Origin of the sequence: Vogesella indigofera, from assembly GCF_028548395.1 — a bacterium.
Lineage (GTDB): Bacteria > Pseudomonadota > Gammaproteobacteria > Burkholderiales > Chromobacteriaceae > Vogesella > Vogesella indigofera_A.
The window spans coordinates 1-21,177 of the sequence record NZ_JAQQLA010000010.1; the positions used below are offsets into that span (position 1 = coordinate 1).

Annotated in this window: 21 protein-coding genes, 2 rRNA genes and 2 riboswitches; of the genes, 16 read left to right on the top strand and 7 right to left on the bottom strand. The window is 66.1% G+C overall.

From position 1 onward, the window contains the following. Positions 1-83: 83 nt before the first annotated feature. The 8 genes from rrf (PQU89_RS14800) to PQU89_RS14835 all read left to right on the top strand — a co-directional run bounded on the left by rrf (PQU89_RS14800) (position 84) and on the right by PQU89_RS14835 (position 6,467). Positions 84-196: ribosomal RNA gene (gene rrf, locus PQU89_RS14800) — 5S ribosomal RNA — on the top strand. Positions 197-270: 74 nt separating this feature from the next. Next, positions 271-384, top strand: a 5S ribosomal RNA gene (gene rrf / locus PQU89_RS14805). Positions 385-549: 165 nt separating this feature from the next. Further along, entirely contained in the window at positions 550-1,047 is a 498-nt protein-coding gene (gene rfaE2, locus PQU89_RS14810; RefSeq protein ID WP_272766493.1) for a D-glycero-beta-D-manno-heptose 1-phosphate adenylyltransferase, read from the top strand. Beyond that, positions 1,044-2,009, top strand: a complete 966-nt coding sequence (locus PQU89_RS14815; protein ID WP_272766494.1) for a biotin--[acetyl-CoA-carboxylase] ligase — start codon at positions 1,044-1,046, stop codon at positions 2,007-2,009. Before rfaE2 ends, PQU89_RS14815 begins: the two co-directional genes overlap by 4 nt. Then, complete coding sequence (locus PQU89_RS14820; protein WP_272766495.1) at positions 2,006-2,722, top strand: type III pantothenate kinase; 717 nt, start codon at positions 2,006-2,008, stop codon at positions 2,720-2,722. Before PQU89_RS14815 ends, PQU89_RS14820 begins: the two co-directional genes overlap by 4 nt. Then, entirely contained in the window at positions 2,719-3,552 is an 834-nt protein-coding gene (locus tag PQU89_RS14825) for an SPOR domain-containing protein (protein ID WP_272766496.1), read from the top strand. The genes PQU89_RS14820 and PQU89_RS14825 overlap by 4 nt, the downstream gene beginning before the upstream one ends. 49 nt (positions 3,553-3,601) lie before the next feature. Then, positions 3,602-4,408 carry a YoaK family protein gene (locus PQU89_RS14830; protein ID WP_272766497.1) on the top strand — a complete coding sequence of 269 codons (807 nt, stop codon included), beginning with the start codon at positions 3,602-3,604 and terminating at the stop codon, positions 4,406-4,408. A gap of 97 nt (positions 4,409-4,505) precedes the next feature. Continuing rightward, positions 4,506-6,467 carry a PhoX family protein gene (locus tag PQU89_RS14835; RefSeq protein ID WP_272766498.1) on the top strand — a complete coding sequence of 654 codons (1,962 nt, stop codon included), beginning with the start codon at positions 4,506-4,508 and terminating at the stop codon, positions 6,465-6,467. A 135-nt stretch (positions 6,468-6,602) separates the two neighbouring features. On the opposite strand, the gene PQU89_RS14840 is transcribed toward PQU89_RS14835, so the two are convergent. Both PQU89_RS14840 and PQU89_RS14845 read right to left on the bottom strand, forming a co-directional pair. Further along, positions 6,603-7,631 carry a M48 family metallopeptidase gene (locus PQU89_RS14840; protein ID WP_272766499.1) on the bottom strand — a complete coding sequence of 343 codons (1,029 nt, stop codon included), beginning with the start codon at positions 7,629-7,631 and terminating at the stop codon, positions 6,603-6,605. Continuing rightward, positions 7,625-8,731: a YjgN family protein gene (locus tag PQU89_RS14845; protein ID WP_272766500.1), complete on the bottom strand. Its 1,107-nt coding sequence runs from the start codon at positions 8,729-8,731 to the stop codon at positions 7,625-7,627. Before PQU89_RS14845 ends, PQU89_RS14840 begins: the two co-directional genes overlap by 7 nt. Positions 8,732-8,907: 176 nt before the next feature. Between PQU89_RS14845 and speB the strand changes: the two genes are divergently transcribed. After that, complete coding sequence (gene speB, locus PQU89_RS14850; protein WP_120812258.1) at positions 8,908-9,876, top strand: agmatinase; 969 nt, start codon at positions 8,908-8,910, stop codon at positions 9,874-9,876. An 85-nt stretch (positions 9,877-9,961) separates the two neighbouring features. Here speB and PQU89_RS14855 read toward each other — a convergent pair whose 3' ends face one another. The 4 genes from PQU89_RS14855 to cobT all read right to left on the bottom strand — a co-directional run bounded on the left by PQU89_RS14855 (position 9,962) and on the right by cobT (position 13,137). Next, positions 9,962-10,339, bottom strand: coding sequence for a hypothetical protein (locus tag PQU89_RS14855; RefSeq protein ID WP_272766501.1), 378 nt, complete (start codon positions 10,337-10,339; stop codon positions 9,962-9,964). Positions 10,340-10,404: 65 nt separating this feature from the next. Further along, complete coding sequence (locus PQU89_RS14860; RefSeq protein ID WP_272766502.1) at positions 10,405-11,253, bottom strand: adenosylcobinamide-GDP ribazoletransferase; 849 nt, start codon at positions 11,251-11,253, stop codon at positions 10,405-10,407. A gap of 69 nt (positions 11,254-11,322) precedes the next feature. Further along, the gene (locus tag PQU89_RS14865; RefSeq protein ID WP_272766503.1) at positions 11,323-11,931 is read right to left on the bottom strand and encodes a histidine phosphatase family protein; all 609 of its coding nucleotides are present in this window, start codon (positions 11,929-11,931) and stop codon (positions 11,323-11,325) included. A gap of 171 nt (positions 11,932-12,102) precedes the next feature. Beyond that, the gene (gene cobT / locus PQU89_RS14870; protein WP_272766504.1) at positions 12,103-13,137 is read right to left on the bottom strand and encodes a nicotinate-nucleotide--dimethylbenzimidazole phosphoribosyltransferase; all 1,035 of its coding nucleotides are present in this window, start codon (positions 13,135-13,137) and stop codon (positions 12,103-12,105) included. Between the two features lie 117 nt (positions 13,138-13,254). Next, a riboswitch (cobalamin riboswitch) is annotated at positions 13,255-13,463 on the top strand. A gap of 171 nt (positions 13,464-13,634) precedes the next feature. Between cobT and PQU89_RS14875 the strand changes: the two genes are divergently transcribed. The 7 genes from PQU89_RS14875 to PQU89_RS14905 all read left to right on the top strand — a co-directional run bounded on the left by PQU89_RS14875 (position 13,635) and on the right by PQU89_RS14905 (position 20,898). Continuing rightward, the gene (locus PQU89_RS14875; protein ID WP_272766506.1) at positions 13,635-15,482 is read left to right on the top strand and encodes a TonB-dependent receptor domain-containing protein; all 1,848 of its coding nucleotides are present in this window, start codon (positions 13,635-13,637) and stop codon (positions 15,480-15,482) included. Positions 15,483-15,743: 261 nt separating this feature from the next. Continuing rightward, positions 15,744-15,953: riboswitch (cobalamin riboswitch) on the top strand. A 126-nt stretch (positions 15,954-16,079) separates the two neighbouring features. Further along, positions 16,080-17,921, top strand: a complete 1,842-nt coding sequence (locus PQU89_RS14880) for a TonB-dependent receptor domain-containing protein (protein ID WP_272766507.1) — start codon at positions 16,080-16,082, stop codon at positions 17,919-17,921. 89 nt (positions 17,922-18,010) lie between these two features. Then, the gene (gene cobU, locus PQU89_RS14885; RefSeq protein WP_272766508.1) at positions 18,011-18,544 is read left to right on the top strand and encodes a bifunctional adenosylcobinamide kinase/adenosylcobinamide-phosphate guanylyltransferase; all 534 of its coding nucleotides are present in this window, start codon (positions 18,011-18,013) and stop codon (positions 18,542-18,544) included. Beyond that, positions 18,541-19,410, top strand: coding sequence for a cobalamin-binding protein (locus tag PQU89_RS14890; protein ID WP_272766509.1), 870 nt, complete (start codon positions 18,541-18,543; stop codon positions 19,408-19,410). The genes cobU and PQU89_RS14890 overlap by 4 nt, the downstream gene beginning before the upstream one ends. 157 nt (positions 19,411-19,567) lie before the next feature. Next, on the top strand, positions 19,568-19,771 hold the full coding sequence (locus PQU89_RS14895) for a hypothetical protein (protein ID WP_047968001.1): 204 nt from the start codon (positions 19,568-19,570) through the stop codon (positions 19,769-19,771). After that, a complete protein-coding gene (locus tag PQU89_RS14900) occupies positions 19,768-20,082 on the top strand; it encodes a cell division protein ZapA (protein WP_047968000.1) in 315 nt (104 codons plus the stop codon). The genes PQU89_RS14895 and PQU89_RS14900 overlap by 4 nt, the downstream gene beginning before the upstream one ends. A gap of 210 nt (positions 20,083-20,292) precedes the next feature. Beyond that, positions 20,293-20,898, top strand: coding sequence for a 5-formyltetrahydrofolate cyclo-ligase (locus PQU89_RS14905; protein WP_272766510.1), 606 nt, complete (start codon positions 20,293-20,295; stop codon positions 20,896-20,898). Between the two features lie 30 nt (positions 20,899-20,928). On the opposite strand, the gene PQU89_RS14910 is transcribed toward PQU89_RS14905, so the two are convergent. Further along, positions 20,929-21,108: a hypothetical protein gene (locus tag PQU89_RS14910; RefSeq protein ID WP_047967998.1), complete on the bottom strand. Its 180-nt coding sequence runs from the start codon at positions 21,106-21,108 to the stop codon at positions 20,929-20,931. Between the last annotated feature and the right edge of the window lie 69 nt (positions 21,109-21,177).

Here is a 21,177-nt window from a genome sequence, read left to right on the forward strand (position 1 = left end):
CGATACAGAATACGAAATCTTCTACCAGGCTGAGAAAATAACCAAAACTCAGCGTAGGCTTCTTTGATTTGTGACAGTTTATGTCTGGTGGCCATAGCGAGGTGGTCCCACGCCTTCCCGTTCCGAACAGGACCGTGAAACGCCTTAGCGCCGATGATAGTGCAGATACCTGTGTGAAAGTAGGACACCGCCAGACGCCCCATAGAGATGCCCTGACCTGATGGTCAGGGCATTGGTTTACCCGCCGAATGCCGGTAAACGACCAGTTTCTCTGGTGACCATAGCGAAGTAGTACCACGCCTTCCCATTCCGAACAGGACCGTGAAATACTTTAGCGCCGATGATAGTGCCCATTGCGGGTGTGAAAGTAGGACATTGCCAGAGCCCCATTACTGCTGCGGAAAATACCGCGGTGGACAGAAAAGCCCAGACCATGTGTCTGGGCTTTTTGCATTGCATTGGCACTGCGGCGAGCGCGGAGGCAATGGTATCCTTGCCGCTTATCGTATGGTGTGCCGCGTGTCGTCGTGGCCGCAGTAAAGGAACCGCATGGCTTACCCGACTCCGCAGTTTGAAGAAAAAATCTGTCCGCCCGAGCAACTGGCCGCAAGGTTGGCCGCATTGCCACGGCCGATCGTGTTTACCAATGGCTGTTTCGACATCCTGCATCGCGGTCACGTGACCTATCTGGCGCAGGCGCGCGCGCTCGGCGGCAGCCTGATCGTGGGGCTGAATACCGACGCTTCGGTGAAACGGCAGGGCAAGGGCGACGACCGTCCGATCAACAACGAGCTGAACCGCGCCGCGGTGCTGGCGGCACTGGAAAGTGTCAGCCTGGTGACCTGGTTTGACAGCGACACCCCGGCGGGGCTGATCGCGCTGGTACAGCCGGATGTGCTGGTCAAGGGCGGCGACTGGACGGTGGCCAACATCGTCGGCAGCGCCGAAACGCTGGCCCGCGGCGGCGAGGTGCACTCCATCCCCTTCCTGTTCGATACCTCGACCACCGCCACTATCAAGAAAATCCGGACCGCGGACGGCCAATGAAAGACCTGGCGTTTTCGGTGTTGCGCACCCTGGCCGACGGCCGTTTCCACTCCGGCGAGGCGATGGCGCAGCAGCTCGGCTGTTCGCGCACCCTGGTGTGGCAGGCGGTGCATCATCTGGAAAACGAATTCGGCCTCACCGTGTTCAGCGTGCGCGGCCAGGGCTACCGCCTGCCGGCGCCGTTTGCGCTGCTGGAGGTGGCTGCGGTGCGCGCCGGGCTGGACGAGCGTGCGGCCAATGTGTTCACGCTGGCACTGGCCGAGGAGATCGACTCCTCCAATACCCAGCTCACCACGCGCGCGGCGCAGGGCGCACCGCACGGCCTGGTGCTGGCGGCGGAGCGGCAGACCGCTGGGCGCGGCCGGCTGGGACGGCGCTGGCAGATGCGGCTCGGCGCCGGGCTGACGTTTTCCCTGCTGTGGCGCTTTGATCGCGGCCTGTCCGGCCTGGCCGGGCTGTCGCTTGTGGTCGGCATTGCCATCGTACGCGCCCTGCGCGAATTCGGCGTGCCGGTGGCGCTGAAATGGCCAAACGATGTGCTGCTCGACGGCCGCAAGCTGGCCGGTATCCTGATCGAATTGTCCGGCGATGCGCTGGGGCCGGCGGCGGTGGTGATCGGCATCGGCCTCAACGTGGCGGCACCGGGCGAGGTGGACCAGCCGGTGGCCAATCTCGCCGATGCCGGCTGCAAGGTTGGCCGCAATGCGTTGCTGGCGGCGCTGCTCAACCAGCTGGCGCAGGTGCTGAGCCAGTTCGACCGCGACGGCTTTGTCGCCTTCCGCGACGAGTGGCACCAGCTGGCGGCCTTCATCGGCCAGCCGGTGCGTCTCAGCTTCAGTCATGGCGAGCCGGTCGATGGCATCGCCGTCGGCGTCGACGACAGCGGCGCGCTGCTGGTCGACAGCGCCGCCGGGCGCCGCGTGTTCCATGTCGGCGAAGTCAGCCTGCGGGCGGCGCCATGAAGCTGCTGATCGACGCCGGCAACACCCGCGTCAAGTGGGCGCTGTGGGACGGCAAGCAGCTGCGGCAGCAGGGTGCGGTGGCGCACGCCGACATCGCCAGCCTGGCCGCGCCGTGGGCGGCGTTGTCGCTGGACGCAGTGCTGGCCGCCAGCGTGGCGCACGACGCGGTGCGGCAGGCGATCGAGGCGGCGGCGCCGCTGCCGGTGCAGTGGCAGCGTTCGCAGGCGGTGGCGTTCGGGGTGCGCAATCACTACCGCAATGTTTCCGAGCAGGGTGCCGACCGCTGGCTGGCGGTGCTCGGCGCGCGGCAGCGTTATCCGGCGCAGGACGTGGTGATTGCCAGTGCCGGCACCGCGCTGACGGTGGAGGCACTGACCGCCGAGGGTGACTATCTGGGCGGCCTGATTCTGCCCGGTTACCGCCTGATGCTGGCCAGCCTGGCGCAGAATACCGCCAATCTCGACCGCGCCGCCGGCCACGCCTGCGCTTTTCCGCAGGGCACCGAGGATGCGCTGGCCTCCGGCGCCATCGACGCGCTGTGCGGCGCGATGCAGCGTCTGCAGCAAAGGTTGGCCGCACACACCGGCCGGCCGCCGCTGCTGCTGCTCACCGGCGGCGACGCCGCTTTGTTGCAGCCGCACCTCCCGCCGGACACGCGGATGGTGGATAATCTGGTCCTCTATGGATTAGCAAGCGTGGCAGACGGCTCATGAAGTGGTTTCTCGTTATCGTGGTGGTACTGAACGTGCTGGTCGGCCTCTATGGCGTGCTGAAGCAGAAACCGGCCGCCGACATCGGCGCGCAGGACATCAATGCCGCGCAGCTGACCATCCTGCCGGCCGGCTGGCGCCCGGCATCCGCGCCGGTGGCGCAGCCGGAAGCCAGCGCCGTCACCGCGCTGACTGACAACCTCGACGCCAGTGTCGCCACCCCGGCGGCGGCACTGCCGGCAACCATCGCCAGCCAGCCATCAGTACAGAAGCCGGTCATGCAGAAGCCGGTGGCGCCGGTAAAGGCCGACATGCCGACCGTGGCCAAGATCGAGCTCAAACCAACTCCGGAGACCAAGCCGGTGGCCGGGCAGTGCCTGGCGTGGGGTGCGCTGGACGCCAAGCAGCTGGCACGGGTGCAGGGTGGCCTGCTGGCGCTGAAGCTGGCCACCGCGCCGCAAAGCAGCGTCAAGGAAGAAGCGCGTGGCTCCGGCCGGGTGTGGGTGTTCTACCCGCCGCTGGCGACGCAGGCGGAAACGCAGACGCTGGTGGCAGAGCTGAAGGGCAAGGGTTTCGACAGCTACATCGTCAAGACCGAGGGCGAGTTCAGGGGCCACCTGTCGCTGGGCCTGTTCTCGAAAGAGGCGGCGGCGCAGGCACTGGTGATGCGGCTGAAGGCGGCCGGCTACGACAAGGCCAAGGTCGATGCCCGCAGCGAGCGCAGCCAGGTCACCACCCTCAGTTTCCGCGCGCTGGACGCGGCCCAGGCCGACAAGCTGCGCGCGCTGCAGCAGCGGCTGCTGCCCGGCATTCCGCTGCGCGCCTGCAGCTGATCGCGAACCCGAGGCAGACCGTGCGGTCTGCCTTTTTCTTTGGCCCGCCATGCATCGACAACATTTTTCCCGGCTGCTGGACCAGCGCGTCGCCACCCGCAGCCTGTACCGCGAGCCGCTGACCTGGCTGCTGGGTGGGGCGATGGCCTTCATCGCCGGCGCGCTCAATGCCGGCGGCTTTCTCGCGGTACAGCGCTACACCTCGCACGTCTCCGGCGTGGTGTCGTCGATGGCGGACCATCTGGTACTGGGCGACGTGTCGGCAACGTTGGCCGCACTGGCCGCGCTGCTGGCCTTCATCGCCGGCGCCGCCCACGCCGCGTGGCTGATCAACTGGGCGCGGCGGCAGCGCCTGCGCAGCGGCTACGGCGTGTCGCTGATCGAGGAGTCGCTGTTGCTGCTGCTGTTCGGCGTGTTTGGCGCCGCGCTGGCGATCGCGCCCGCGTTCTTCGCGCCGCCTATCGTGCTGTTGCTGTGCTTCATCATGGGCATGCACAACACCATCGTCACCAAGCTGTCCGGCGGCCTGCTGCGCTCCACCCACATGACCGGCATCGCCACCGACATCGGCATCGAACTGGCCCGCGCCAGCTACTTCAACCGCGACCGCAGCAGCAAGGTGGCGCAGGTACACGCCAACCGCGAGCGGCTGCAGATCTACCTGCTGATCCTCGGCGCCTTCTTTGTCGGCGGCCTGGTCGGCGCGCTCGGCTTCAGCTACCTCGGCTACGGCTTCAGCGTGCCGCTGGCGCTGTTCCTGTTCGTGCTCGGCCTGCGCCCGTTGTGGTACGACCTGCGGCTGCGCTGGCGCTGGTGGCGCCACAGTCGCAGCGGCTCGCTGCGTGAAAAGACATGAATCTGTCATCGAAGTGACATGCTTTCGTGATCTGGCTGTCACGCGGCTGCCTTAAGGTAGGCGCGGTCAACAAACGCATGCCGCCACGAGGTTTATCATGTCCGACAGCTACAAATACAAACAATACGGTGTCGATGACACCTCCAACACCTGTGCCAACCCGGCGCTGTCCGAGGTGCTGGAAGCCCGCTTCTCCCGCCGCAGCCTGCTGCAGGGCACCGGTGCCCTCGGTGTGGCCGGCGTGCTGTCGGGCAGCTTCGCCACCTTGGCCGAAGCCGCCAGCGTGCCGTTTGCCAAGAAGACGCCGCTGCTGGGCTTCAAGTCCATCCCGTTCTCCAGTGACGACCGTGTGGTGGTGCCGGAAGGCTACAGCGCCGACGTGCTGTACGCCTGGGGCGACCCGGTCGGCATCAAGGGCAATATGCCGGTGTTCAAGCAGGATGCGTCCAACACCGCCGCCGAGCAGGAAGCCCAGGCCGGCATGCACCACGACGGCATGAGCTACTTCCCGCTGCCGCTGGCCGCTACCGGCTCCAAGCACGGCCTGCTGGCGATGAACCACGAATACACCGACGACGGCCTGCTGCACGTGGACGGCATGAAGAAATGGAATGCCGACAAGGTGCTGAAATCGCAGCACGCACACGGCGTATCGGTGATCGAGGTGGAGGACACCGGCAAGGGCTGGCGCGTGGTACGGCCGTCGAAGTACGCTCGTCGCATCCATGCCAACACCCCGATCGCGATCAGCGGTCCGGCGCGCGGCCACACGCTGATGCAGACCGAGGCCGACCCGAAGGGCGTGGAAATCCTCGGCACGCTGAACAACTGCGCCAACGGCCAGACGCCGTGGGGCACCTACCTCACCTGCGAAGAGAACTGGGACGGCTACTTCGTCAACGACTCCGGCACCCTGTCCGCCAACGAGAAGCGCTACGGCATCAACAACAAGGGCGCCGGTTACAACTGGGCGGTGGAAGACTTCCGCTTCGACCTGCAGCTGAACCCGAACGAAGCCAACCGCTTCGGCTGGGTGGTGGAGATCGACCCCTTCGACGCCAGCGCCAAACCGGTGAAGCACACCGCACTGGGCCGCTTCAAGCATGAAGGCGCCACCGTCACCATCGCCCCGTCCGGCCACGCCGTGGTGTACATGGGCGACGACCAGCGCTTCGAATACATCTACAAGTTCGTATCCAAGAACAAGTACAACCCGAAAAACCGCAAGGCCAATATGGGCCTGCTGTCGGAGGGCACGCTGTACGTGGCGCGCTTCAATGCCGACGGCGCCGGCGAATGGCTGCCGCTGGTGCACGGCCAGAACGGCCTGACCGCGGAAAACGGCTTTGCCGATCAGGGCGAAGTGGTGATCATGGCGCGTCTGGCCGCCGACAAGGTCGGCGCCACCAAGATGGACCGTCCGGAGTGGATCGCGGTCAACCCGCGTCAGGCCGGCGAGGTGTACTGCACGCTGACCAACAACAGCGACCGCGGCAAGGACGGCAAGCCGGGCACCGACGCCGCCAACCCGCGCAACGGCAACCTGTTCGGCCACATCATCCGCTGGCACGAGGCCGGCGCCAACGCCGCCGCCACCGCCTTCAAGTGGGACATCTTCGTGCTGGCCGGCCGCCCGGATGCCGCCAAGGCGGAGCACGTCGGCAACATCAAGGGCGACGCCTTCGGCAGCCCGGACGGCCTGAAATTCGACCACAACGGCGTGCTGTGGGTACAGACCGACGTGTCCACCTCCACGGTGAACATGAAGGAATACAAGGACATGGGCAACAACCAGATGGTGGCGGTGGTGCCGGAAACCGGCGAATTCCGCCGCTTCCTGGTCGGCCCGAAAGGCTGCGAGATCACCGGCCTCGCCTTCACCCCGGACATGAAGACCATGTTCGTCAACATCCAGCACCCGGGCGAACCGGATTCCGAGCGCAACGACCCGGCCAAGCCGACCGCGATCTCCACCTGGCCGGACGGCCCGAAAGCCGGCCGCCCACGCGCCGGCACGGTGGTGGTACGCAAGCTGAACGGCGGCGTGATCGGCAGCTAAACCGCTGGCATGGCAGCGAAGGACAACAGCCCCGCGTGTGCGGGGCTGTTTTTTTGCGGCCAACGTTGGCCGCAGCGCTGCCGGCCGGCTCGCGAGGTGCCGCCCCCGTGAGCCTGCTCGCCCGGCGCGGGACGTTCAGTCCGGCCGCGGCGGGCAGCGCAGGCCGTCCAGCTGGCTGCGCTCGGCGGTGTCCGGGTGGCTGGCAAACCAGCTGCCGGGAGTGTTTTCGTCGTCGGTGGCCTGCGGGTGGGTGGCGGCCTCGATGCGTTGCAGGCTGTAACCCAGCAGGCAGGGTGACAGGCCGTGCTCCCGCAGGCGGGCGTAGGCAAAGCGGTCGGCCTCGCGCTCGTGCGCGCGCGAATAGTCGGCATTGGCCAGCGAGACCGGCAGCACCAGCAGCGCGCTGCTGGCATCGCCGGTGATCAGGCTCAGCGCCAGCAGCAGGCCGGACGATTGCAGCGCGCTGCGCAGGCCGTGCCGCGCCTCGACGTGTCCGGCCTCGTGCGCGAGGATGGCCAGCAGCTCATCATCGCGCCGGATCAGCGCCAGCAACTGGTCGGTGACGACGATGGTGCCGCCGGGCAGGGCAAAGGCATTGGGGCCGATGACCGCCGCGTCGCGCAGCAGCAGGCGGTAGCGATAGCGGCTGTCGGGCAGCAGCGCCTGCAGTTGTTGCTGCAGTTGCGCACGGCGTGCCTCGCCGTGGCGGCTGGGGCCGATGGCACTGCTCCGGTCCAGCCACTGCAGGGTGCTGTCCGCCAGCGCCTGCTCTACCGGAACCGGTACCAGCGGCGCCAGCGCCCCGGCGGCCAGCGGCAGCAAATGGCGATAGCCCAGCCACAGGACCGCGCTGGCCAGTAGCGCCAGCCCGGCCAGCGCGCGCCAGCTTTGTTGCAGCCAGTGGCCGCTGCGGTCGCCCCAGGACAGCCCGCCGATCAGGCGGCGGATGGTGATGCGATCGGCCACCTCCAGCGTGCCGCCATCCGGCAGCTGCACGGTGTCCGGCAGATCGGCGACGCCGGCTTCCAGCCGGATATCAGCCAGGCGATAGCGGTACTGCCGGTCATCGCATAGCAGCAACAGCTCGTCGTCGATGCGGCCAACGTTGGCCGCCTGCGCCTGCGGCGTCTTGCCGTCGCGCCATAGGGCCTTGATCGTCACCATCCCAGATCCAGCGCCATCAGCTCGGCCAGTTCGTCGCCACGCGCGTCGTCCAGCCGGTTAAGAGAGGTGCGCAGCGGCAGTGCCGACAGGTCGCTGCTGCTGAGCAGGGACAGCGACTGCAGCTGAAGGCGGAGGGTACGGATGCGTATCCACGGCCAGGCCAGACCCAGGCTGAGCAGCAAGGCCAGCGTATTGGAAAAGTGCAGCCCCAGCATCCGGCGGGCGGGCAGCGACCAGACCAGGCGCGCTTCCAGTGCCGCCAGCTGCAGCGTGGTGTGGTTGATCAGCACGCGGCTGATCGCCATGCGCGCATAGCCCAGCGTGGCCATTACCCAGAGCGCAGATGTCATGCCGAAGAAGACGATGTCCAGTTGCGTCAGCGTCGCCTCGCCAAACCGTACGGCAATGCCGTGCGCGAAACCGCTGAGCGTGGCGGCCTGCCAGATCAGGCCGCCGATCATGCCGGCACCCAGCAGATAGCAGACGGCGGCCAACGTTGTCCCCAGCGCCGCACGATAGAGCGCGCCCGCGCAGGGTTGCAGCTGCAGCCTTGCCTGCCCCAGCGTGCTGTATCCGGTGATAAAACGCTGCTTGATCTGCGTCGCCCACGGCCAGGCCAGGCCGAGGCTCAGGATCAGCAGCGCCCAGCTTTTGGCAAAGGCCTTGTAGCTGTCGGCGCTGCTGCCGCTGAAATGGAAGCGCATCTGGTTCCAGCTGGTATTGGCCAGCCGGAAACGCAGCGCCAGCACACCCAGCCACGGCGCGGTGGCAACGGCCAGCAGCGCGATGGCCGCGTGCAGCAGCGGCAGGCTTTCGGAAAACGTCCACGCCGCCAGCGCCAGCAGCATGATGAGGCGGCCCTTCAGGATGGCGATCGGCTTGCCGTGGTAATCAAAACGTCCGCCATCCAGCGTGGTGTGGCCGAGCAGGTATTTCTGGGTGCGGACTTTCGCCCACGCCGAGTAAATCCCCAGCGTGACGATGGTGAGTACCATATTGACCAGCCACAGCCGGTAATACGCGCGCGCGGTGGCGGTGAAGGCAAACGGCAGCACGTATTTGCCGCCCGGCGGGGCCGGGTGAAGATCGCGTTGATTCATTGAGAACGTCTCTCGCTAAGTAGTTAATTCCACGGCAAAACTTGCTCTGGCGGCGGACACGCGGCACACTGCGCGCTGCGCACCGCGGGGTGCGCCAGCCTCAAACCGTCGGCTGTACAGATGGACGGTAATCGTCGTGGCGCGTCGCCGCGGCGTGCTCTTCTTGCGGAGCGAACATGTCTGACGATCAAATCAAGGGCGACGGCGCCATTCGCCGCCAGAGCCTGTACGGCTCCTCCATCGAAAATACCTACGCCGGCGTGCTGTCCTTCATGCGCCGCAACTACACGCGCAATCTCGACGGCGTCGACGTCGCGGTGTCCGGCATTCCGCTGGACCTGTCGGTGACCTACCGCTCCGGCGCCCGCCAAGGCCCGCAGGCCATCCGTGCCGCCAGCGTGCAGCTGGCCGAGCTGAAGCCCTACCCGTGGGGCTTCGACCCGTTCGACGACCTGGCGGTGATCGACTACGGCGACTGCTGGTTCGACGCGCACAACCCGCTGACCATCAAGCCGTCCATCATCGAACACGCGCGCACCATCCTCGCCTCCGGCGCCAAGATGCTGACCTTCGGCGGCGACCACTTCGTCACCTACCCACTCTTGATCGCGCACGCCGAGAAGTACGGCAAGCCATTGGCATTATTGCACTTCGACGCACACTGTGACACCTGGCCAGACGACGAGCCGGATTCGCTCAACCACGGCACCATGTTCTACAAGGCGGTGAAGGAAGGCCTGATCGACCCGGCCAAGTCGGTACAGGTCGGCATCCGCACCTGGAACGACGACTTCATGGGCCTGAACGTGCTGGGCGCGCCGTGGGTGCACGACAACGGCGTCGACGCCACCATCGCCGAGATCAAGAAGACCATCGGCGACGCACCGGTGTACGTCACCTTCGACATCGACTGCCTCGACCCTGCATTTGCGCCGGGCACCGGCACCCCGGTGCCGGGCGGCCTCACCACTGCGCAGGCGCTGAAGATCATCCGCAACCTGGGCGACCTCAACATCGTCGGCATGGACGTGGTGGAAGTGGCGCCGAGCTACGACCAGAGCGAGATCACCGCCATCGCCGCCGCGCACATCGCCTGTGACATGCTGTGCCTGCTGCGCAACAAGAAGGTGGCCGGCACGCTGTAAGCCGTCTGCCTGCGGCCAACGTTGGCCGCAAACAAGAACCGCGCCGGGTGCAGACCGGGCGCGGTTTTTTCATGGGGAGGCCGGTTTAGTGCGGCAAGCGTGGCTGCCTGCCGCTGAGGCCGAGCCAGGCGAACAGCGCCGCGCCTAGCGTCAACAGCAGCAATTCCGCCAGGTTGGCCTGCGTCGGTTGCTGCCAGCAAGGGCTGTCGTGGATCACGGCGCCGCTGCCGCTGGCCAACAGCAGCGCGGCCAGCCGCCAGGGCCAGGCCAGACGGCTGCTGGTGTCTGTCGCCACGTCATGCTGTCGTGGTGGATGCAGCAGGTGGGGGATGGCGAGCGACAGCAGCATGCCGGGCAACAGGACCAGCAAGCCGTCCACCGCCAGCTGGACACTGAGCCAGACCAGAAACGGGGTGAGCGCGAGGCACAGCAGTGCGCTTAGCGCATAGGTGGAAAGTTTCATGATGGATTCAATTGCAACTGATTCGCAATTGAATCGTGAGGCACCGATTATGTCAATCGCGCATTTCAGTGCAGCTGCCGGCCGACGACCAGTGCAAGCAACAGCAGGCTCTCGCACAGCTCGATGCCTGCGCCGAGGCAGTCGCCGGTCATGCCGCCGAGTTTCCTTTTCAGGTACGCCCACCACCACAGCCCGGCCAGCGGAGCCAGCAGCAGCACCGGCGCCAGCCAGTACGTGGCGGCAGCCAGCAGCGCGGCGCTCAGCCAGAACGAAGGCCAGTGCGTGCGCCAGGCGAAGCGCTCGCCGCTGCCGGCGGCGAGGCTGGGTAGCGTCGCCGACCACGCCACGGTGAACAGCCGTGCCCACGCTGGTACGAGCAGCAGCGGCGCCAGATTGGCTGCAAGGGCGATCATGCCGCCAGATATCCCGCCTGCTCGCCCGGATAAGTCTGGTAGTCCGGATAAGCGCAGCGCATCCGGGGACGTCAGCGCATCCGGGGAAACCCCCGCCTCCGCCAGCGCAAACTTCAGCACCAGCATCAGCAGCACCAGCTTGGCGATCAGCTGCATCGCCATGCTCATCACGCCGAAGCTGCCCAGATGCGGGTCTTTCAGCACTTCCAGAAAGCGCTCGCGGGAACGGTGCGCGGCGCCCTGCGCGTCGGCGAGGTCGGCGAGGCCGTCCAGATGCAGGCCACCGGTGACCCACAGCCAGGCCAGCAGCCCCAGCAGCGCACCTAGCCACGGGTCGAGCAGGCTGCCGGCCAGCACCGCCAGCCACACCACGGTGCCGACCAGCAGGCCGACCGGCGCGAACCAGCGCGCGGCGTCGGCGAGCCACGCCGGGTCGAAGGTTTTCAGCTGGGGTGTGGGCAGGCGGGTGAGGAACTGCACGGCGAGGATCAGTGAGCGCATGGTCGGGTCGTAGCGGGGCGAGGGGGTGGTTGTGGATAACTTTCGGAAACCGGCGTGGCTGTGGGTAACTCAGTGGCCGCCGTGATCCGGCGCTTCCAGCCGCGTGAGGTAGGCCGGGTGGCCCTCCAGCATCGACAGCTGCGCGAAACCGCCGCGCTGCACCGCCATCAACCGTGCCACGTTGAAGTCGGTGCCCAGCAGCTCGGCCAGCAGCACGTTGATCACGCCGCCGTGGCTGACCAGCACGCGGTGGCTGCCGCGTGCCTGCTGCATCCAGTCGGCAAAGCCGGTCAGCACCCGGGTGCGGAACGCATCGAACGATTCGCCGCCCTCCGGCGTCAGCAGCCCGCGCGCCAGCAACGTCTGCCAGTCCGGCGTGGTGGCGGTGATGTCGGCCAGCGGCCGGTTTTCCCAGGCGCCGAAGTGGCACTCGGCCAGCAGCGGCGCCACCTGCAGCGGCACGCCGCAGGCCAGCGCCTGCTGCACCGCGAATTCGCGACAGCGCAGCAGCGGCGAGGTGGCCATGCTGGTCACCGGAGCGTGGCGCACGATGCGCTGCCAGCTGGCGGCCATGTCGGCGGCGCCGCGTTCGGTCAGCGGCAGGTCGGTGTGGCCGATCAGCCGCCCCTGGTGGTCGATGTCGCCGTGGCGCAGCAGGGTGAGGGTGTAGGGATTCATGGTTCGAGTCTTCTTGGCCACAGAAAGATACGGCACACCCGGACAGGCACCGCATGGCGCTCATGCGGCCAACCATTTCAGGATGTCGCGGCAATAGGCCGCGTGCCGGTTTGCTGCGGTGTCTGTCGGTATGTTTCCGTGGTTGAAACGGTTTTTAAGGGTGGCGGAACATCAGGCGCTCTTGCCGGCCACGCCGGCCTCGACAAAGGTGGCCATGCAGGCGTGCAGCGCGATCGCCTGTTGCAGCAGCGGGATCGCCGCTGCCGCGCCGGAGCCTTCGCCGAGGCGGAAGCCGAGGTCGAGCAGCGGCGTCAGCCCCAGTGCCGCCAGCGCCAGCTGGTGGCCGGTTTCCTGCGAGCAGTGGCTGGCGATGAACCACGGCGTGATCGCCGGGTCGATGGCCTGCGCCGCCAGCGCGGCGGCGGTGCTGATGAAGCCGTCCAGCAGCAGCGGCACGCCCTGCGCCGCGCCTTCCAGATAGAAGCCGGCGATGGCCGCGATTTCCAGCCCGCCCAGCTCGGCCAGCAGCGTGCGGCCGTCCAGCTCGGCCGCCGCCACGCGTGCCAGCGCGTCGGCCACCACCTGCCGCTTCAGCGCCAGCCCGGTGTCGTCGACGCCGGTACCACGGCCGACGATGCTGTCCACGCTGTGGCCGGTCAGGCGGCAGATCAGCGCCGCCGACGGTGTGGTGTTGCCGATGCCCATGTCGCCGGCGATCAGCAGCGTGGCGCCGCTGGCGATGGCACGCCGTGCCGCGTCGCGGCCAACGTCGAGCGCCTGCTGCACTTCACCGGTGCTCAGCGCCGCCTCGCGGCGGATGTTGCCGCTGCCGGCGCGCACCTTGGCGTGCACGATGGGCAGGCCGTCAAGGTTGGCCGCGACGCCGGCGTCGACCACTTCCAGCCGTGCCTGGTTGACGCGCGCCAGCACGCTGATCGCCGCGCCGCCGTGCACGAAATTGGCCACCATCGCGCCGGTCACCGCCTGCGGATAGGCTGACACCCCCTCGGCGCAGACGCCGTGATCGCCGGCAAACACGGTGATCGCCGGCGACAGTGGCAGCGGCACCTCGCGCCCCTGCAGCGCGGCCAGCTGGCAGGCCAGGCTTTCCAGCTGGCCGAGGCTGCCGGCGGGTTTGGTTAGTTGCTGCTGGCGGGCCTGGGCGGCGGCGAGGGCGGACAAATCTGGGACGGGAATGCGCGACATGATGGCTCCTGACAACGAATGGGGCAGACCTTACGGCAGCAGCGGCCGTGCTGGCAACCGTCTTGACCGGTAATAAGCAAATTGCCGCCGCGACGGGCGGGCGGCGGCGGTGACGGGTATAATTGCGCCCCTGCAGGTGTCCGGCCTGTCAACGACAGGCCGGGTGAAACGGGAAGCCGGTGACAATCCGGCGCTGCCCCCGCAACGGTAAGGCCTGATCGCGTCCAGTGCGATCCAGGAGCAACAAGCAGCCACTGTCCGTCAGGACGGGAAGGCGTTGCCCCGCAAGGCCGAGCCCGGAGACCGGCCTGCAGCGTGCCCGTGCGGCCGGAAGCGTGTCAGCGACACCCCGGTGGCCCAGGTGCAGCGACGTGGCGGAATCGCGTCGTGCTGGAGCATCGCGGGGAGGCGATCCGACGGCCCGCCGGTGGCAAGCACCGGTGCGCATGTCCTTATTTTCTCCGCACTCCCTTTATCTCACCCCGGAGTGTGTATTCATGTTCAAGAGCAAACCGTTGGCCGCGCTGGTGGCGCTGGCCTGTAGCCCTCTGGCCCTGGCCGCGACCCCCGTGACCCAGCTGGACGAAGTGGTGGTCACCGCCACGCGTATGACCATCCCTGTCGCCAAGGTACTGTCCGATGTGACGGTACTGGGCCGTGAGGAGGTGGAACAGTCGGGTAGTGTTAGTCTGCTGGAGTTGCTGTCACGCCAGCCGGGCGTGGAGATGGCCAGTAACGGTGGCGAAGGCAAGACCGGTGGTATCTATCTACGCGGTAGCAGTGCCAACCATACTCTGGTGCTGGTGGATGGTGTCCGCATCATGTCGGCGACGTTGGGTACCACCGCACTAGAGCATATTCCGCTCGCTGCAGTGGAGCGCATCGAGATTTTGCGCGGGCCGGCTTCAAGTCTGTATGGCGCCGATGCCATTGGTGGCGTGATCCAGATCTTTACCAAGCGCGGCGTCGGCACACCGGTTGTCAGCTTCAACGCCGGTTTCGGTGCCGAGGGCAAGCGGGTGATTGGTGCTGGTATCAGCGGCAAGAGTGGTGCCACGGCATACAGTCTCGCCTTTGATCATAACCAAACCGATGGCATTTCTTCGGCTAACGTCCGCAACAGTTTCAGCACCAATCCCGATCGTGACGGCTATGACAACACCTCCTATCTGCTGAACATGCAGCATGAGTTGGCGGCCGGTCACAGGCTGGGGCTTAATCTTTACCAGACCGAAGCTAGTAGCGAGTTCGATTACAGTGCCAGCGCACAGGATGAGGATCAGATTCGTTTGGTAGGGCAAAGCCTGGAGCTGAAAGACCAACTGACCGCCAATTGGCACAGCACACTGCGTTACAGCCATAGCGATGACCGCGCCAAGAGCTATATCGGTGGTAATTTCAGTTCGCCCGCCTATGCCTACGAAACCCGTCAGGATGAGTGGTTGTGGCAAAACGATGTGAAGCTGACAGCTGGCCAGCAGCTGGCGCTCGGTGTCTCCAATACCCAGCAGCGTGTACTAAGCAGTACGGCATTTACCAATACCCGCCGTTCCGTTGATGCCGCTTTTGCCAGCTATCAGGGTGAATTCGGTGCGCACAGCCTGCAAGGCAGTCTGCGGATTGATGACAACTCGCAGTTCGGTGCCAAGACCACCGGCCAGATCGGTTACGGCTTTGTGCCGGCTCAGGGTTGGTTGCTACGTGCGGCTTACGGCACCGCGTTCAAGGCGCCGACTTTCAATGACTTGTACTACCCATTTGAAGATTACGGTGGTGGTTTTACTTATCAGGGCAACCCGAACTTGAAGCCGGAAGAGGCACGTAATCGCGAGCTGGCGGTGCAGTGGCGTGATGGAGGTCGTTATCTGCGGCTGACGGTATTCGACAACCGTATCAATAACCTGATTCAGACCACTGATGATTTTTCCACGGTAGAAAATGTGGCTAATGCCCGCATTCGTGGCCAGACCTTGGAAGCTGCTACCAGCTGGGGCGAGGTGACGCTTAGCGGTAATCTCACCTCACAGCGGGCGCGTGACAGCAACACAGCTAAGCTGCTGACGAAACGTTCCAAACTGCACGGTGGGGTGACACTGGCTTGGCAGCAGGATCGTACTCGCTGGTCTGCAGAGTGGCAGGCTAGCGGCCGCCGTCCGGTTGACAGTAGTAACAGTGAGTATCTGGCTGGCTACGGGTTGTTGAATCTGGGTGCCGACTATCAACTGGACAAGAACTGGACGCTGAACACCCGACTTACTAACGTGGGCGATAAAGCGTATGAGACCGTTAAAGGCTTCAACCAAGCGGGTCGTGGCTGGTTTGTGGGTGTTCGTTACGCACAATAAGTGTGGAGCCGCTTAGCTGGCATGACATGTTGCTAATGGTAAGGCTGGTTGCGTGCTGGCAAAGGCCATGCTGCTAGTTTCTTGGCATGCGGTGCGGGTCACTTGCACTGCCGTGCAAGCGTCTTGGTAATGTTAGTTAAGTGTTTGATCCAGGCCCCTGTTTGACGTGCTCAAACAGGGGCTTTTTCATGCCCTCGTTCCGCAGACGAAGACCGGTGGCGGTAAATTGCAGCAGCGCGCGTATTGTGCAGAGCACACGGGTATAATCGCGCCCCTGCAGGTGTCCGGCGTGCTCCAAGCGCGCCGGGTGAAACTGGGAAGCCGGTGCAATTCCGGCGCTGCCCCCGCAACGGTAAGGTCTGGGCGCGCATGTCGCGCCTCAGGTGCAACACTCGCCACTGTCCCGCAGGGACGGGAAGGCGTTGCCCCGCATGACCAAGCCCGGAGACCGGCCTGCAACAGACGCGGCGGAATCGCGTCTTGCTGGAGCATCGCGGGGAGGCGAGCTGACAGTTCGCCTGCCGCAACGGCCGGCGCGCGTGTCTTTTGGTCCTGATTTCTCCGCACTCCCTTTTTCTCATCCCGGAGTGTGTATTCATGTTTGACAACAAAACCCTGGCCGCACTGCTGGCGCTGGCCTCCGGCCATGCCGCCGTGGCCGCCGATCCCGTCACCACTGGCGAGACCGTGGTGGTTACCGCCACCCGTAGCGCGATCCCGCTCAGCCGCGTGCTGGCCGACGTCACCGTGCTCGGCCGCGAGGAAATCGAGCAATCCGGCAGCCTGACGCTGCCGGAGCTGCTCAGTCGCCAGCCGGGGGTCGAGGCCTACAGCAACGGCGGCGAGGGCAAGTCCGCCACCCTGCTGCTGCGCGGCACCAAGGCCGATCACGTGCTGGTGCTGGTCGACGGCATGCGCATCGCCTCGGTCACCACCGGTGCCACCGCGCTGGAACACCTGCCACTGGCCGCGATCGAAAAAATCGAGATCCTGCGCGGCCCGGCCTCCAGCCTGTATGGCGCCGATGCCATCGGCGGCGTGATCCAGATCTTCACCAAGCGTGGTGAAGGTCGCCCGGCACTGAGCTTCCATGCCGGCATCGGTGCCGAACACAAGCGCAGCAGTGGCGCCGGGCTGTCCGGCAAGGCCGGCAACACCGCCTTCAACCTCGCGCTGGAGCACAACCGTACCGATGGCATTTCCTCGCGCAGCTTCCAGCCGGGCAAGTACAACCCCGACCGTGACGGCTACGAGAACACCACCTATCTCGCCAGCGTGCAGCACGAGCTGGCCGCCGGCCACAGCCTGGGGCTGAACCTGTACCAGACCGAGGCCAGCAGCGCCTACGACGCCACCGTCAACAAGGCGGACGAGCTGCGTACGCGCCTGCAGGGGCATAGCATCGAGCTGAAAAACCAGCTGCGCGCCAACTGGCAGAGTACCTTGCGCTACGCCGAGACCAATGACCGGCAGCACACCTTTACCAAGGGCAATTTCAGCAAGCCGTCCGCGATTGCCGCTACCCGCCAGCAGGAGTGGCAGTGGCAGCACGACGTGCAGTGGCAGGGCGTCGGCCAGTTCAGCCTCGGCGCGGCGCGCACCGAGCAGCAGATCGAGACCCTGAGCAGCTTCAACGGCACCAGCCGCAGCGTGGATTCGCTGTTCGCCGCCTACCAGGGTAGCTTCGGCGCGCACCGGCTGCAGGGCAGCCTGCGCCACGACGACAACTCGCAGTTCGGCGACAAGGCCACCGGCCAGCTCGGCTACGGCTACGCGCTGACGCCGCAGTGGCTGCTCGGCGCCGCCTACGGCACCGCGTTCAAGGCGCCGACCTTCAACCAGCTGTACTGGAGCGGCTCCGGCGCCAGCTATCACGGCAACCCGGCACTACGCCCGGAAGAGGCGCGCAACCGCGAGCTGTCGCTGAAGTGGCGGCAGCAGGCTGACTACTTCAGCGTGATCGTGTTCGATAACCGGATCGACAACCTGATCGCCAGCAAATCGGCGACCGACGGGTTGCAGGTCAATATCGACGAGGCGCGCATCACCGGCCAGACGCTGGAAGCCGGCCGCAGCTGGGGCGATTTCAGCCTCGCCGGCAGCATCACCTCGCAGCGGCCGCGCAGCCAGCCTTCCGGCAAGCTGCTGGCACGCCACGCCAAGTTGTTCGGTGCGCTGACGGCCGGCTGGCAGCTGGACCGTACCCGCCTCAGCGCGGAATGGCGCGCCAGTGGCCGCCGCTACGACGATGCCGACAACAGCGCAGACAAGGTACTGGGCGGCTACGGCGTGCTCAATCTCGGTGCCGACTACCAGCTCGACAAGCACTGGCAGCTGAACACGCGGCTGAGCAACGTCGCCGACAAAGACTATCAGACGGTACAGAACTACAATCAGCCTCGCCGCGGCTGGTTCGTCGGCGTACGCTACGCCGAGTAAGCCCGTCGGGCGTCGTCTCGGTGTGTGTAACACAACACGATCTGCCCGCCAGTCGGGCAGGTCGTTTTTGATTTCCAGCAGGAGCGAACATGACTACGCATCTGATCACCGGCGGCGCCCGCAGCGGCAAGAGCCGTTACGCCGAGCAGCTGGCGCTGGCCCATGACAGGCCGGTGCTGTATGTCGCCACCGCCGAGCGGCGCGACGATGACAGCTTTGCCGCGCGCATCGCCCATCACCGTGAGCGCCGTCCGGCGGCCTGGGGGCTGATCGAGGCCGGGCCGGGGCTGGCGGCGGTGATCGTGGCGCAGGGGGCGGCCGGCAGCCTGCTGCTGGTCGACTGCCTCGGCATGTGGCTGATGCGCTTTTTCGACGCCGACGGCCAGTTCCAGGCCGACGCCTGGCAGCGCGAACGCAGCGCGCTGCTGGATTCGTTGGCTGCGACGCCGGCCGCGGTGCTGCTGGTCAGCAACGAGATCGGCTGGGGCGTGGTGCCGCTCGGCGCCGAGACCCGCCACTTCGTCGACGAGCTGGGGCGGCTGAACCAGGACATCGCCGCGCTGTGCCGGCGGGTGACGCTGGTGGCGTGCGGCCAACCTTTGCCGCTGAAGGCGCCGGCGTGAGACGGCTGGCGGCCATTGTCCTGGCACTGGGTTGGGTGCTGCCGGCCGTCGCGCAGCTGACGGTGACGGACGGGCTGGGGCAGACGGTGACGCTGGCGGCGCCGGCGCGGCGCATTGTGGTGCTGGTGCCGCACGCGGTGGAGACGTTGTACGCGATCGGCGCCGCGGCGCAGATCGTGGCGGTGGTCGAGCACAGCGACCATCCGCCGGCCGCCAGGCAGCTGCCGCGCGTCGGCAGTTATAGCGGCATCAGCCTGGAGGCGATCCTGCGTCTGCGCCCCGAGCTGGTGGTGGCCTGGCGCGACGGCGGTCATCCGCGCGAGCTGGCGCGGCTGCGCGCGCTGGGCATTCCGCTGTATATCAGCGCGCCGCAGAGCGTGGCCGACATCGCCCGCGAAATGCGCGCGCTGGGCAGCCTCAGCGGCCAACAGCGCGGTGCGGCACAACAGGCGGTGCGCTTCGAGCAGCAATTCGCCAGCCTGCGGCAGCACTACGCTGCGGCGCGGTCGGTGAGCACCTTTGTGCAGGTCGGCGACACGCCGCTGTTCAGCGTCAGCCGCCACAGTTTTGTCGATAGCCTGATCCAGCTGTGTGGTGGCCGCAACGTGTTTGCCGATGCCGCAGTGCCGGCGCCGCAGGTCAGCGTCGAGGTGGTGCTGGCGCGCCGGCCGCAGCTGATCCTGGCGTTCGAGGCGCGGCAGCTGGCGTACTGGCAACGTTGGCCGCAACTGCCGGCGGTGGCGCTCGGCAACCTGTCGCTGCTGGCCGAGGACAGCATCAGCCGCCCCGGCCCGCGGCTGGCCGACGGCGCCCGCCAGCTGTGCCGCCAGATCGATGCTGCGCGGCAGCGCTTGCCGGCGGGTTGAGGCCGGCGCGGCCATTTCGCTGCGGCGCGGCATATCTTGCTGACATCGTTGCGCGGCAGGACGTAAAATCTGGCGGTCGCTGCGCTGGGCGCCCGTGCCGGGCGACGGTGGCAGACCCGGTTTGACGCCTCCACTACCCTTGGCTATCCTCGCCGCTATGGAACAAGAACTCGATTATCTGGAAGGCCGTGTGGTGGCGCTGATTGCGCGTATCCACGAGCTGGAAAACCAGAATGGCCGCTTCGCCGAGGTGCTGGCGCAGACCATGAAGGAAAATGCCGAAATGAAATTCGCGCTGGAGGAAACCCGCCACCGCGTTGCCGCGCTGATGACGCGCCTGCCGCAGGAGGATGCCGAATGAGCGAGATCGTACAGGTAGATGTGACCCTGCTCGGGCGTCAGTTCACCATCGGCACGCCGCTGGAAGAGCGCGATACGCTGGAGCAGGCGGTACGGCTGCTGGCGGACAAGATCCAGGCGATCCAGAGCGGCGGCCGCATCGTCGACGCCGACAAGATCGCAATCATGGCCGCGCTCAACATCGCCCACGACCTGCTGAAAGTAAAAGTTGGCGATGGTGGCTTGGAGATGGCGACAATCAGGCGTAAAATACAACACATGAGCGAGGCCGCTGACGAGGCGTTACGCCAGAGCCAGCAAAACCTGTTCTAAACGAATATCCGTTCAATCCCCTGCGGTGTTCGAGACGGCCCATAATTCCTTTGTACCAATGCGTTCGCTTATGGTTGTCAGCATGAGTAGCAGGTGTGTCGCGTCCCTTTGCAGATGTGCCCGAAGCTACTGGCCGGCGACCCCCCCTGGAAACAGGGTACAAGCGAATTCGGCCCGATCGACTCTCGCGGGGGACTCCCCCTTCCGCCCATGACATCCTCTGCTGCCGCTGACAAGGCGCGTTTGCGCCGCGAGATTCGCCAGGCGCGCAAAGCCATTCCTGCCGCACAACGCCATCACGCCGAACAGGCGATCAGCCGTCATGCCCGCCGGTTTTTCCGCCATGGCCGCCGCATCGGTGCCTATGTCGCTACCGGCTCGGAGCTGGGACTGGACGCGCTGATGGCGCGTGCGCTAGCGCACGGCTGCCGCGTGTCCTTGCCGGCGCTGCCGCAGCGCGGCCGCAAGATGCTGTTTTCGGTGCTGGATGCGCGCGGGCGCTGGTATCACAACCGCTACGGCATTCCGGAGTTTGACGGCGCCAACTGGCGTGCGCGCGATCTGGAGATCCTGTTCGTGCCGCTGCTGGCGGTGGATGAGCAGGGTTATCGCATGGGGCAGGGCGGAGGTTTTTACGACACCACGCTGGCTTATCTCAACGGTTTTCGCCGCTGGCGGCGGCCGTTGCTGGTCGGCGTCGCCTTCGACTGCCAGCGGGTGGCGGCGGTGCCGAAAGAGGCGTGGGACGTGCAGCTGGATTACCTGCTGACCGAGTCCGGCCTCATCCGTTACCGACGCCTGGCGGCGCCGGCGTAATGCGGCCGGCGGTTGCCGGCGCGGTGCCGCTTAGCGGCAGTTGCCTTTCTTGGCCTGGCCCGGCGGGCAGAACGAACCGCTGCCGCGATGGCCGTCGCCGATCTCGATTTCCAGCGGCTTGATTTCGATCGGTTTCACCGACACGCGCGGGCCGCTGATGGTACAGGCGGCAAGTAGTAGCGTCAGGCTGGCAAGCAGGACTGTTTTCATGACATTGTCTCTTCTGGATGGTGGGAGGGAAGGGGATGTCGCATTATATGACATCGCACCCGGTGGCGA

What these genes read in the sequence shown, in the direction of transcription:
- PQU89_RS14855 (WP_272766501.1), bottom strand. Translation starts at nt 10,339, where the DNA reads ATGAAACTTTCCACCTATGCGCTAAGCGCACTGCTGTGCCTCGCGCTC.
- PQU89_RS14910 (WP_047967998.1), bottom strand. Translation starts at nt 21,108, where the DNA reads ATGAAAACAGTCCTGCTTGCCAGCCTGACGCTACTACTTGCCGCCTGT.
- rfaE2 (WP_272766493.1), top strand. Translation starts at nt 550, where the DNA reads ATGGCTTACCCGACTCCGCAGTTTGAAGAAAAAATCTGTCCGCCCGAG.
- PQU89_RS14830 (WP_272766497.1), top strand. Translation starts at nt 3,602, where the DNA reads ATGCATCGACAACATTTTTCCCGGCTGCTGGACCAGCGCGTCGCCACC.
- PQU89_RS14865 (WP_272766503.1), bottom strand. Translation starts at nt 11,931, where the DNA reads ATGAATCCCTACACCCTCACCCTGCTGCGCCACGGCGACATCGACCAC.
- PQU89_RS14835 (WP_272766498.1), top strand. Translation starts at nt 4,506, where the DNA reads ATGTCCGACAGCTACAAATACAAACAATACGGTGTCGATGACACCTCC.
- PQU89_RS14875 (WP_272766506.1), top strand. Translation starts at nt 13,635, where the DNA reads ATGTTCAAGAGCAAACCGTTGGCCGCGCTGGTGGCGCTGGCCTGTAGC.
- PQU89_RS14820 (WP_272766495.1), top strand. Translation starts at nt 2,006, where the DNA reads ATGAAGCTGCTGATCGACGCCGGCAACACCCGCGTCAAGTGGGCGCTG.
- PQU89_RS14900 (WP_047968000.1), top strand. Translation starts at nt 19,768, where the DNA reads ATGAGCGAGATCGTACAGGTAGATGTGACCCTGCTCGGGCGTCAGTTC.
- cobT (WP_272766504.1), bottom strand. Translation starts at nt 13,137, where the DNA reads ATGTCGCGCATTCCCGTCCCAGATTTGTCCGCCCTCGCCGCCGCCCAG.
- PQU89_RS14860 (WP_272766502.1), bottom strand. Translation starts at nt 11,253, where the DNA reads ATGCGCTCACTGATCCTCGCCGTGCAGTTCCTCACCCGCCTGCCCACA.
- cobU (WP_272766508.1), top strand. Translation starts at nt 18,011, where the DNA reads ATGACTACGCATCTGATCACCGGCGGCGCCCGCAGCGGCAAGAGCCGT.
- PQU89_RS14825 (WP_272766496.1), top strand. Translation starts at nt 2,719, where the DNA reads ATGAAGTGGTTTCTCGTTATCGTGGTGGTACTGAACGTGCTGGTCGGC.
- speB (WP_120812258.1), top strand. Translation starts at nt 8,908, where the DNA reads ATGTCTGACGATCAAATCAAGGGCGACGGCGCCATTCGCCGCCAGAGC.
- PQU89_RS14840 (WP_272766499.1), bottom strand. Translation starts at nt 7,631, where the DNA reads ATGGTGACGATCAAGGCCCTATGGCGCGACGGCAAGACGCCGCAGGCG.
- PQU89_RS14905 (WP_272766510.1), top strand. Translation starts at nt 20,293, where the DNA reads ATGACATCCTCTGCTGCCGCTGACAAGGCGCGTTTGCGCCGCGAGATT.
- PQU89_RS14895 (WP_047968001.1), top strand. Translation starts at nt 19,568, where the DNA reads ATGGAACAAGAACTCGATTATCTGGAAGGCCGTGTGGTGGCGCTGATT.
- PQU89_RS14815 (WP_272766494.1), top strand. Translation starts at nt 1,044, where the DNA reads ATGAAAGACCTGGCGTTTTCGGTGTTGCGCACCCTGGCCGACGGCCGT.
- PQU89_RS14880 (WP_272766507.1), top strand. Translation starts at nt 16,080, where the DNA reads ATGTTTGACAACAAAACCCTGGCCGCACTGCTGGCGCTGGCCTCCGGC.
- PQU89_RS14845 (WP_272766500.1), bottom strand. Translation starts at nt 8,731, where the DNA reads ATGAATCAACGCGATCTTCACCCGGCCCCGCCGGGCGGCAAATACGTG.